Genomic DNA, 11,431 nt, shown 5'->3' with positions numbered 1-11,431 from the left:
GTCCTCGGGCGCAGGCGTCGCTCACGCGGCGGCGCCGCCCGTCGCCCGGGCGATGTCGGCCAGCACGGCGTCCAGGGCGGCCCCGGTCTGCGCGGGGTCCTGCCCGCCTCCCTGGGCGATGTCGTCCTTGCCGCCGCCGCCGCCGCCGAGGACCTTGGCGGCGGTGCGCACGAGCCGGCCGGCCTGCACCCCGGCCTCGCGGGCGCCCTCGGTGGTGGCCACGAGGACCAGGGGACGGCCCTTGGCCGTGCCCGTGACGGCGACGACGAACGGCTCGGCCGTCATCCGGCCGCGCAGGTCGAGGGCGAGCGAACGGACGTCGTCGGCCCCGGAGACCTCGCCCATGTCGTGGGTCAGGACCTTGACCGCGCCGACCTGGCGCACCCCGTCGAGCAGGGAGCCGGCCTGCGCCTGGAGCTTCTCCCGGCGCAGGACCGAGAGCTCCTTCTCGGCCGACTTCAGCTTCTCGAGGGTGCCCGCCAGGCGTTCGGGCAGCTCCGCGGAGGACTGCACCTTGAGCATGCCGGTGAGCTGGTGCACGAGCGTCCGCTCGGCGGCGAGGTGCCGGAACGAGTCCAGGCCCACGAGCGCCTCGACGCGGCGGTTGCCCGAGCCCACGGACTGCTCGGTGAGCAGGGTGAGCGAGCCGATCTGGGCGGTGCCGCCCACGTGCGTGCCGCCGCACAGCTCCCGCGACCACGGGCCGTTCAGCTCGACCACGCGCACCCGGTCCCCGTACTTCTCGCCGAACAGGGACATGGCGCCCATGGCCTTGGCCTCGTCGAGGGCCATCTCCTGCGTCACGACCTCGTGGTTGGCGTGGATCGCCGCGTTGGAGACCTCCTCGATCTCCTGGCGCTGGGCCTCCGCGAGACCCTCGCCCCACGCGAAGTCGAAGCGCAGGTAGCCCTCCTTGTTGAAGGAGCCGCGCTGGACGGCCTCGGGGCCGAGGATGTCGTGCAGGGCCGCGTGGACGATGTGGGTGCCGGTGTGGGCGGCCTCGGCGGCCCGCCTCCGGGCGACGTCCACCTGGGCGAGCACCGCGGCCCCGGAGAGGGCCTCGCCCTCCCGCACCACCGCCTGGTGCACGGACAGCCCCTTCACGGGCTGCTGGACGTCGGTGACCTCGAGCACGAAGCCGTCGCCGCTGATCGTGCCCCGGTCGGCGGCCTGTCCGCCGGCCTCGGCGTAGAACGGCGTCTCGTCGAGGACGACCTCGACGTGCGTCCCCGCGGGCGCGGCAGGGACGGTCACGCCGTCCTGCAGCAGGGCGCGCAGCACGGTCTCGTGGCCCAGCCGGGTGTAGCCGGTGAACACCGAGCCGCCCTCGTCGACGAGCCGGCGGAACACCGAGAGGTCGGCGTGGGCGCCCTTCTTGGCGCGGGCGTCCTGCTGCGCGCGGTGGCGCTGCTCCTCCATGAGACCGCGGAACGCCGTCTCGTCGACCGCGACCCCGGCCTCGGCGGCCATCTCGAGGGTGAGGTCGATGGGGAAGCCGTAGGTGTCGTGCAGGGCGAAGGCCTCCGCGCCGGAGACGGCCTGACCCTGCCGCCTGGCGCCGGCCACCGCCTCGTTGAGCCGGGTGGTCCCGGACTCGATGGTCTTCAGGAACGCCCGCTCCTCGGCGTAGGCGATCCGGGAGATCCGCTCGAAGTCCTCGGCCACGTAGGGGTAGACGCCGCGCATGGCGTCCCGGGACGCGGGCAGCAGCACGGGCAGGCACGGCTCGGTGACGCCCATCAGGCGCATCGCGCGGATCGCGCGGCGCAGCAGGCGGCGCAGGATGTACCCGCGGCCTTCGTTGGACGGGCTCACGCCGTCCGCGATGAGCATCAGCGAGGAGCGGACGTGGTCGGCGACCACGCGCATCCGCACGTCGTCGTCGTAGCCCTCCTCCCCCGGCTTCTCGGAGCCGTGGTAGCGCCTCCCGGAGAGCTCGGCCGCCTTGTCCAGGACGGGGCGGACCTGGTCGGTCTCGTAGAAGTTCTCGACGCCCTGGAGCAGCATGGCCAGGCGCTCGACGCCCAGGCCGGTGTCGATGTTCTGCTCCGGCAGGTCGCTCAGGATCTCGTAGTCCTTGCCCGAGCCCTCACCGCGCTGGTACTGCATGAAGACGAGGTTCCAGATCTCGATGTAGCGGTCGTCGTCGACCGCCGGTCCGCCCTCCTGGCCGTACCGGGGGCCGCGGTCGTAGAAGATCTCGGAGTCGGGGCCCGCGGGGCCGGGCTGGCCGGTGTCCCAGTAGTTCTCGTCCCGTCCCATGCGCTGGATCCGCTCGGCGGGCACGCCCACCGTGTCCTTCCAGAGCGTGTAGGACTCCTCGTCGCCCTCGTAGACGGTCACCCACAGCCGCTCGGGGTCGAGCCCGAAGCCGCCCTTCTCGAGCGGGCCGGTGAGCAGCTCCCACGCCATGGGGATGGCGCGCTCCTTGAAGTAGTCGCCGAAGGAGAAGTTGCCGGCCATCTGGAAGAACGTGCCGTGCCGGGCGGTCTTGCCCACCTCGTCGATGTCGAGGGTGCGGATGCACTTCTGGATGGACGCGGCGCGCCGGTAGGGGGCGGTCTCCTGGCCGAGGAAGTACGGGATGAACGGGACCATGCCCGCGATCGTGAACATGGCACCGGGCTGGGAGGAGATCAGTGAGGCCGAGGGCACCACGGTGTGGCCCTGGCCTTCGAAGTAGTCCAGCCAGCGCTTGGTGATTTCCTGAGACAGCATTACCGGTGCTTTCCTTCGCGGTGGGTCGAGGGGGGTGTCGAGGGGTCGGTGGGGTCCGCCGCGGTCCCGTCCGCGCGGGGGGCGGCGGTGCCGTCGAGCACCGGCGGGGCGGCGTCACGGGCAGACAGGCGCGGGCCCGGCCGCCGGGGCGCGGCGACGCCGAAGGACTCGCGCAGCTCGGCCTCGCGCTCGTCCATGCCCGCGCGCACGGTGGCGGCGAAGCGGTAGAGCCGGGAGCGCCAGTCCCCGGGCCGGGGGGTGCGTGCGGCGCCGGGGGCGCCCGGCACGGACAGGTCCTGGCCGGGTGAGCGGGCGAACCGGGTGGCGGCGGCGCCGAGGACGCCGCCGGCGGCCACGAGGGCGAGCCTGCCCCAGAAGCTCATGGACGGTCCTCCCCCGGGGTGCCGGGGACCTGCTCGTCGGCGGTCCCGAAGCGGTCGGCCCGGTGGGAGCCCTCCGCGGCGGTGTCGCCCGTGAACGCGCGGCGCACGCCGTGCGAGAACGCGGCGACCTTGATCAGCGGCTGGCCCACGGTGGAGGCCACCAGGGAGGACAGCGCGGAGACGTTCGCGGAGGCATCGGAGACGTTGGTCGTGATGCCGTCCACCTTCTCGAGCTGCGAGTTGGTGGTCGACACGGTGCGGGTGACCTCGTCGATGAGGGGGACGGTCTCGTTGTTGAGCGAGCGGATCGTCAGCCGCAGCTCGTCGAAGACCTTGCCGAGCTTGAGGATCGGCACCGCGAGCAGGAGCACCAGCACGGCGAACACCCCCGCGGCGAGCAGTCCTGCGATTTCTCCACCGGTCATGGGGCGGCGCGCTCCTAGCTGGTCGGGTCGAGGGGGCCGGGACGGCGGGACCGCCCGGGCGTGCGGGGACGGGCACCGGCGCGGTGCCCGGGGATCAACTGTACCGAACGGGAGAGCCCGCGGCGCAGGCGCCGCGGGCTCTCCGCAGGGAAGGCCCTGCCCCCCGGGGGTGTCCCGGCGGCAGGAGCCCGCAGGATCAGGCCATGCGGGCGTAGTACTCCACCACGAGCTGCTCCTCGCAGGTCACGGGGACCTCGGCGCGCTTGGGCTTGCGCACCAGCTTGGCCTGCAGCTTCTCGATCTGCACGTCGAGGTAGCCCGGGGTGTCGGGCAGCACGGCCTGGTGCGCGCCGGCGGCGGCGACCTGGAAGGGCACCATCTTCTCCGACTTGGCGTGCACGTGGATCAGCTGACCCTCCTTGACCTGGTAGGAGGGACGGTCCACCCGCTCGCCGTCCACCAGGATGTGGCGGTGCACGACCATCTGGCGGGCCTGGGCCATGGTCCGGGCGAAGCCGGAGCGCAGGACCAGGGCGTCCAGGCGGGACTCCAGCAGGGCGACCAGGTTCTCACCGGTCTGGCCCTCCTGGCGCTTGGCCTCGACGTAGGCGATGTGCATCTGCTTCTCGCGGATGTTGTACTGCGCCCGGAGACGCTGCTTCTCGCGCAGACGGACGGCGTAGTCCGAGTCGGCCTTCCGGCGGGCACGGCCGTGCTCACCGGGGCCGTAGGGACGGCGCTCGAAGTACTTCTCGGCCTTCGGGGTCAGGGCGATCCCGAGGGCGCGGGACTTGCGCACCTGGCGGCGCGCACGCGTGTTGTTAGCCACGTTTACCTTTCACAATGCGGTGCTCTCCCCCGTCCGGAGTCCGGTGCGGGGGGAGCGTGTTCTGTACGGTCCGGCCTCCGAGGACGGGATCGGTCCCGCCGGAGAGGTGAGGATCAGCCGCAATCCTCCTGTCCTGCAAGCACCGTGGCCGCGCGCCGTGCACCGTGGTTGAGGCGGTGCGCCGGGCGTGCGGGAGCACGGGCCTTGCCGGCCGACGTCCCACTATAGCGTGTGCGGGGGCGTGGCGCGCCTCCGGGTCCTCGCAGCGCTGGCCGGCCTCCGTCCCGGTCCCGGCGCGCCGGAGCGCCGCCCGGGAGTCCCGGACGGCGCTCCGGCGGCGAGCCCTCGGAGAGGACGCGGTCAGTCGACGTCCTCGTCCACCCAGTCGAAGGTCTTGGTGACGGCCTTCTGCCAGTTGCGGAACAGCCGGCCGCGCTCGGCGTCCTCCATCTGCGGCTCCCAGCGCTTGTTCTCGGCCCAGTTCGCGGTGACCTCCTCCGTCCCGGACCAGAAGCCGACGGCGATGCCCGCGGCGTACGCGGCGCCGAGGGCCGTGGTCTCGGTGACCTCCGGGCGGATCACGGGCACCCCGAGCTGGTCCGCCTGGAACTGCATGAGCAGCTCGTTGGCGGTCATCCCGCCGTCCACCTTGAGCTCGGTGATGTCCACCCCGGCGTCGGCGTTCATCGCCTCGACCACCTCGCGGGACTGGTAGGCCGTGGCCTCCAGGGCGGCCCGGGCGATGTGGCCCTTGTTGACGTAGCGGGTCAGGCCCACCAGGGCGCCGCGGGCGTCCGAGCGCCAGTACGGGGCGAACAGGCCGCTGAAGGCCGGGACGAAGTAGGCCCCGCCGTTGTCCTCGACCGACGCGGCCAGGGACTCGACCTGCGGCGCGGAGGAGATGATGCCCAGGTTGTCGCGCAGCCACTGGACCAGGGACCCGGTGACGGCGATGGATCCCTCCAGTGCGTAGACGGCGTCCTGGTCGCCGATCTTGTAGCACACGGTGCTCAGCAGCCCGTTCTCCGAGTGCACCACCTCGGTGCCCACGTTCATCAGCACGAAGCTGCCCGTGCCGTAGGTGTTCTTGCCCATGCCCTTCTCGAAGCACGCCTGCCCGAACATCGCGGCCTGCTGGTCGCCCAGGATGCCGGCGATCGGCACGTCCTTGAGGAAGCCGCGGGTGCGGCCCTGGCCGTAGACCTCGGAGGAGGAGCGGATCTCGGGGAGCATCGACGTGGGGATGCCCATGTCGGCGCAGATCTCCTCGTTCCAGTCGAGGGTCGCCAGGTTCATCAGCATGGTGCGCGAGGCGTTGGTCACGTCGGTGACGTGCACCCCGCCGTCCACGCCGCCGGTCATGTTCCACACCAGCCAGGAGTCGGTGTTGCCCAGGAGCAGCTCCCCGCGCTCGGCCCGCTCCCGGGCGCCGTCCACGTTGTCCAGGATCCACTTCACCTTCGGCCCCGAGAAGTAGCTGGCCAGGGGAAGGCCCACCCGGTCCTTGTACCGGTCCGGGCCGGCCTCCCCGCCGAGCTCCTCCACGATCTTCTGGGTGCGGGTGTCCTGCCAGACGATGGCGTTGTAGACGGGCTCCCCCGTGGTGCGGTCCCAGACCACGGTGGTCTCGCGCTGGTTGGTGATGCCCACGGCGGCCAGGTCCCGGGCGTTGATCTCGGCGGAGGCCTCGGCGTCCGCGACGACCTTGCGGACGTTGCGCCAGATCTCCATGGGGTCGTGCTCCACCCAGCCGGCGCGCGGGAAGATCTGCTCGTGCTCGAGCTGGCCGGTGCTGACGATCGTGCCCCGATGGTCGAAGATGATCGCGCGGGAGCTCGTGGTGCCCTGGTCGATGGCCATGACGTACTTGGTGTCGGTGCTCATGGGTGGTCCCTCACTTCGTGGTGGTGTCGTGGACGGGTCGGTCGGTGGTGGTGCGGACGTCAGGCGGGAACGTTGGCGTACAGCTGGTAGAAGCCGCCGGCGAGCACAGCGCCGATGAGCGGGCCCACGATCGGGACCCAGGCGTAGGCCCAGTCGCTGGAGCCCTTGCCGCGGATGGGCAGGACGGCGTGGGCGATGCGCGGACCGAGGTCACGGGCGGGGTTGATGGCGTAGCCCGTGGGCCCGCCGAGGCTCGCGCCGATGCCGACGACGAGCAGCGCCACGGCCAGCGGCCCGATCTCCGAGGGCGTGTTGCCGAAGAGCAGGATGACGAGGACCAGGACGAAGGTGCCGAGCACCTCGGTGACCACGTTCCAGCCGTACGAGCGGATGGCCGGGCCGGTGGAGAACACGGCGAGCTTGGTCTCCGCGTCCGCGTCCTCGTCGAAGTGCTTCTTGTAGGCGAGGAAGGCGAGGACGGCGCCCAGGAAGGCGCCGGTCAGCTCTGCGGCGAGGTAGACGAGCGTGCTGACGAGGCCGACCGCCACGCCGGGGGCGTACTCCTCGGCGCCGCTGGCCCACAGGCCCACGGTCACGGCGGGGTTCAGGTGCGCGCCGGACTGCCAGGCGACGTAGACACCGGCGAACACCGCCAGGCCCCACCCGAAGTTGATCATCAGGAACCCGCCGGCCAGGCCCTTGGTCCTCGGCAGCACGGCGTTGGCGACCACGCCCGCGCCGAGCAGGATCAGCATCGCGGTGCCCGCGACCTCGGACCAGAAGACGGTGGACAGGGAGATGGGCACGGTAGGCGCGACGGCCTGGACCACAACGTTCGACATCGACAGCACTGCGACTCCTCAGGTGGTGCGGACTGGACGGACCGGCCGCCCGTCGGGGACGGCCGGTGGGGGAGGGTGGGTTGGGGTGGGTTGGTGGACGCGGGGCGAGGTGCGGCGGGACGGGGACCCGGAGGCGCTCAGGCGTCGGAGGGGCGCACGAGCTCCAGGACGTCGGGGGCGGCGGCCCGTGCGGCGGCCGCCGCGGTGTCGTCGGAGGTGCCGGCGGCCGCGTCCTCCGCCGCGCAGCGGAGCCGGTAGGCCTCGACCTCGGCCCCGCGCCGCTGCTCGTCCCAGCCGAGGGCCTCGGCCGCGAGGTCCGCGACCTCCTCGACCGCGTCGAGGCCGTGGCGGGCCTGCTCCCAGGTGAGCCGGGTGCGGGTGTCGTAGAGGTCCTCGAGGTGCAGCGCGCCCTCGTGGGTGCAGGCGTGCACGATCTCCGCCCTCAGGTAGGCCGGGGCGCCCTCCAGCGGGCGGCCCAGGTCGGGGCGCTCCTCCACGAGCTCGGCGATCTCGGTGATCGCCGACCCGTAGCGGCCGAGCAGGTGCCGCACCCGCTCCTCGTTCCAGTCGTACCGGGCGCCCAGGGTGCCGGCCTGGCGGCTCAGCGCGAGGTAGCCCTCGGCGCCCAGCAGCGGCGTGCGATCCGTGACCGAGGGCACGGCCTTGGCCCGCTCCTCGCCCAGGGCGAGGTCCACGGCGTCCTCGGCCATCACCCGGTAGGTGGTGAGCTTGCCGCCGGCGATCGTGATCAGCCCGGGGGCCACCTCGGTCACGGTGTGCTCCCGGGAGATCTTCGTGGACTGCGCGTCCCCGCCGCCCTTCTTCGTCCCCGGCTGCAGCAGCGGCCGCAGCCCGGCGTACGTGCCGATGACGTCCTCGCGGGTGAGCGGGCGGTCCAGGACCACGTTGGCGTGGTCGATGACGTAGTCGATGTCCTCGGCCGTGGCCACCGGGTTGACCAGGTCCTGGTGGTAGGGGGTGTCGGTGGTGCCGATGATCCAGTACCGCGCCCACGGGATGATGAACAGCACGGACTTCTCGGTCTGCAGGATGAGCCCCTTCTCGCCGCGGATCCGATCGCGGGGCACGATGATGTGGATGCCCTTGGAGGCCAGCACCTTCAGCCCGCCCTCGGCGTGCGCCAGGTCCTGCGTCTGCTCGGTCCACACCCCGGTGGCGGCGATGACCGTCTTCGCCCGGACCGTGTGCTCCGCCCCCGTCTCGAGGTCCCGGACGGTGGCCCCCACGACGCGTCCGGTCTCGTCCGTCGGGAAGGCCACCGCCCTGGTCCGGTTGGCGGCGAGCGCGCCGTAGCGCACGGCGGTCCGCACGATGGTCACGACGAGGCGGGCGTCGTCGACCTGGCCGTCCCAGTACTGGACGGCGCCGACCATGGAGCCGGGCTTCACGTCGGGGAAGACCCGCTGGACGCCCTTGAAGCCGTAGTGCCGCTGGTAGGGCAGGGTCGCGACCTTGGCGCCGATGTGGGCCAGGGCGTCGTAGAGGCCGATCCCGGCGGTGACGTAGGGGCGCTCCCAGAAGCGGTGGGTCAGCGGGTAGAGGAAGGGCACGGGCTTGACGAGGTGGGGGGCGAGGAAGTCCAGCAGCAGCTCGCGCTCCCGCAGGGCCTCGGAGACCAGCTTGAAGTCCAGCTGCTGGAGGTAGCGCAGTCCGCCGTGGACGAGCTTGGAGGACCACTGGGAGGTGCCGCCGGCCCAGTCCTGGGCCTCGACGATGCCGGTGCGCAGGCCGCGGGTGACGGCGTCGAGGGCGATGCCGGCGCCGGTGATGCCTCCGCCGACCACGAGGACGTCGAGCTCGGGGCCGCCGGAGAACTCGGCGAGCGCCCGGTCGCGTTCGGTGCTGGAGAGTGCGGGGTGGGCCATGGTGGGGAACTCCTCGGGGCGGTGGGTTTCGGGCCGGTAACGTGCTCTGCATCACACTCTGTCGCGGATTGCACCTATGCTCAAAGCAAATGAACGGACGTGCAGGACATGGAGGGCAACATGCACGGTGATGCCGAGCTCCACCACGCGGCGGAGCTGTACTACGTGCAGGGCATGACGATGGAGGCGGTGGCGGACCGCTTCGGTGTGTCCCGCCCCACGGTCTCGCGGATGCTGCAGGCCGCCCGGGAGCGGGGCATCGTGCGCATCAGCCTCGCCGCTCCCCCGGACGCGGGACACGACCTGTCCCGCCGGCTGCGGGAGGCCTTCGGGGTCACCGTGCACGTGGCGGGCACGCCGCGCACGGCCACGGAGCCGCAGCGGCTGGAGTCCGTGGCCCGGGCCGCGGCGGGACTGCTGGGCGACTGGTTCGGGGACGGGATGACCCTGGCGGTCGCCTGGGGGATCACGACCTCGGCGATCGGGAGCCACCTGCAGCCGAAGGCCACGCGGGACGCCGTCGTGGTGCAGATGAACGGAGCGGTCAGTGCCCGCTCCACGGGTGCGGCGCAGTCCTCGGCGCTGCTCGGGCAGATGTCGGCCGCCTTCGGGGCCGCCCTGCTGCCCTTCCCCACCCCGGCGTTCTTCGACCAGGAGGAGACGCGGCGGCTGATGTGGCAGGAGTCCTCGGTGCGCCGGGTGCTGGCGGTGCGCAACGCGGCGGACCTGGCGGTGTTCAGCGTGGGGGCCTTCCGCGGGCCGATGATCTCCCAGGTGTACAGCAGCGGCTACCTGCCGGAGGACGCGCTCCGGGAGCTGTCCGCGCACCGCGTGGTCGGCGACGTGTGCACGGTCTTCCTGCGGGAGGACGGGACCTACGCCGACATCGACTACAACCGGCGCGCGAGCGGGCCGACGCCCATGGAGCTGCGGCGGATCCCCCGCCGGCTGTGCGTGGTGGCGGGGGACCACAAGGTGCCGGGCGTGGTGGGCGCCCTGCGGGCGGGGGTGGTCACGGACCTGCTGATCGACGAGCGCACGGCCGCGTCGGTGGTGCGGCACCTGTTCGGCCGCTGAGCACGGCGGTCACCGGCCCCGGACGATGCCCCGCAGGATCTCGAGGCGGTGGGCGATCTCGCGCTCGCGGCCGTGCTCGGTGGGCCGGTAGTAGTCGGTGCCGACGAGCTCGTCGGGCGGGTACTGCTGGGCGGCCACGCCGTTGGGCTCGTCGTGGGAGTAGACGTAGCCCCGGCCGTGGCCGAGCTGGCCCGCCCCGGGGTAGTGGGCGTCGCGCAGGTGGAGCGGGACGGGACCGGCCCGGCCCGCGCGGACGTCGGCGATCGCCTCGTTGATCGCGGTGTAGGCGGCGTTGGACTTCGGGGCGGTCGCCAGGTGCGCCACGGCCTGGGCCAGCGGGATCCGGCCCTCGGGCATGCCGATGAGCTGGACGGCGTCGGCGGCCGCCACCGCGGTCTGCAGGGCGGTCGGGTCGGCGGTGCCGATGTCCTCGGAGGCGGAGATGATGAGCCGGCGGGCGATGAACCGCGGGTCCTCCCCCGCCTCGATCATCCGGGCGAGGTAGTGCATCGCGGCGTCCACGTCCGAGCCGCGGATCGACTTGATGAACGCGCTGACCACGTCGTAGTGCTGGTCGCCGTTCTTGTCGTAGCGCACCGCCGCCCGGTCGAGGGCCTCTTCGGCGTGCTCCCGGGTGATCACCGGCACCGGCCGCGCGCGGTCCCCGTCGTCGTCCCCGGCGCCGTCCGCGGCGCCGTCCGCGGCGCCGTCCGCGCCGTCCTGGTCGCCCTCGCCGTGCGGCACCGGCTGCTCCGAGAATGCGACCCCGGCGGCGGCCTCGAGGGAGGTCAGAGCCTTGCGGGCGTCCCCGCCGCACAGGTCCAGGAGGTGCTCGCGCGCCTCCGGGGAGAGCGCCACCTCGCCGTCGAGGCCCCGGGGGTCGGCGACGGCGCGGTCCAGCAGCGCCCCGATGTCGGCGCGTTCCAGGGGCTGCAGCGTGAGCAGCAGCGAGCGCGAGAGCAGCGGCGAGATCACCGAGAAGGACGGGTTCTCCGTGGTGGCAGCCACCAGCACCACCCACTGGTTCTCCACCCCCGGCAGCAGCGCGTCCTGCTGGGCCTTGGTGAAGCGGTGGATCTCGTCGAGGAACAGCACCGTGGTGCGCCCGTGCAGGTCCCGGTCCGTGAGCGCCTCGTCCATCACCCTCCGCACGTCCTTGACGCCGGCGGTGATCGCGGAGAGCTCCACGAACTTCCGGGACACTCCCCGGGCGATCACGTGGGCCAGGGTGGTCTTGCCCGTGCCCGGGGGTCCCCACAGGATGATCGACGATGGTCCCGCCGGTCCGCGGTCCTCCCCCGCCAGCACCTGCAGCGGGGAGCCGGGCCTGAGCAGGTGCTGCTGGCCCACGATCTCGTCGAGGCGGCGCGGTCGCATCCGCACCGCG

General features: G+C 72.7%; 9 protein-coding genes. 1 reads left to right on the top strand and 8 read right to left on the bottom strand.

Features of this window, described 5'->3' with window-relative positions:
* Positions 1-21 precede the first annotated feature (21 nt).
* The 7 genes from alaS to ACYVM4_RS17205 form a co-directional block, all read right to left on the bottom strand.
* Positions 22-2,718, bottom strand: coding sequence for an alanine--tRNA ligase (gene alaS, locus ACYVM4_RS17235; RefSeq protein WP_460669323.1), 2,697 nt, complete (start codon positions 2,716-2,718; stop codon positions 22-24).
* Complete coding sequence (locus ACYVM4_RS17230) at positions 2,718-3,101, bottom strand: hypothetical protein (protein ID WP_460669322.1); 384 nt, start codon at positions 3,099-3,101, stop codon at positions 2,718-2,720. The genes alaS and ACYVM4_RS17230 overlap by 1 nt, the downstream gene beginning before the upstream one ends.
* A complete protein-coding gene (locus ACYVM4_RS17225) occupies positions 3,098-3,526 on the bottom strand; it encodes a DUF948 domain-containing protein (RefSeq protein ID WP_368820109.1) in 429 nt (142 codons plus the stop codon). Before ACYVM4_RS17225 ends, ACYVM4_RS17230 begins: the two co-directional genes overlap by 4 nt.
* 196 nt (positions 3,527-3,722) lie before the next feature.
* Positions 3,723-4,355, bottom strand: coding sequence for a 30S ribosomal protein S4 (rpsD, locus tag ACYVM4_RS17220; protein WP_017832285.1), 633 nt, complete (start codon positions 4,353-4,355; stop codon positions 3,723-3,725).
* 360 nt (positions 4,356-4,715) lie between these two features.
* Positions 4,716-6,239 carry a glycerol kinase GlpK gene (glpK, locus tag ACYVM4_RS17215; protein WP_460669321.1) on the bottom strand — a complete coding sequence of 508 codons (1,524 nt, stop codon included), beginning with the start codon at positions 6,237-6,239 and terminating at the stop codon, positions 4,716-4,718.
* A gap of 59 nt (positions 6,240-6,298) precedes the next feature.
* Positions 6,299-7,081: an MIP/aquaporin family protein gene (locus ACYVM4_RS17210; RefSeq protein WP_368820107.1), complete on the bottom strand. Its 783-nt coding sequence runs from the start codon at positions 7,079-7,081 to the stop codon at positions 6,299-6,301.
* Positions 7,082-7,218: 137 nt separating this feature from the next.
* A complete protein-coding gene (locus tag ACYVM4_RS17205; protein WP_368820106.1) occupies positions 7,219-8,967 on the bottom strand; it encodes a glycerol-3-phosphate dehydrogenase/oxidase in 1,749 nt (582 codons plus the stop codon).
* Positions 8,968-9,075: 108 nt separating this feature from the next.
* Between ACYVM4_RS17205 and ACYVM4_RS17200 the strand changes: the two genes are divergently transcribed.
* Positions 9,076-10,044 (top strand): sugar-binding transcriptional regulator, encoded by a 969-nt coding sequence (locus ACYVM4_RS17200; protein ID WP_460669355.1) that lies wholly within the window; start codon positions 9,076-9,078, stop codon positions 10,042-10,044.
* A 9-nt stretch (positions 10,045-10,053) separates the two neighbouring features.
* On the opposite strand, the gene ACYVM4_RS17195 is transcribed toward ACYVM4_RS17200, so the two are convergent.
* Entirely contained in the window at positions 10,054-11,421 is a 1,368-nt protein-coding gene (locus tag ACYVM4_RS17195; protein ID WP_460669354.1) for a replication-associated recombination protein A, read from the bottom strand.
* Positions 11,422-11,431: the final 10 nt, after the last annotated feature.

Source organism: Kocuria himachalensis, from assembly GCF_054784195.1.
Note: the sequence above shows the minus strand (reverse complement) of the source record. Positions and strands in the feature narration are given on the sequence as shown.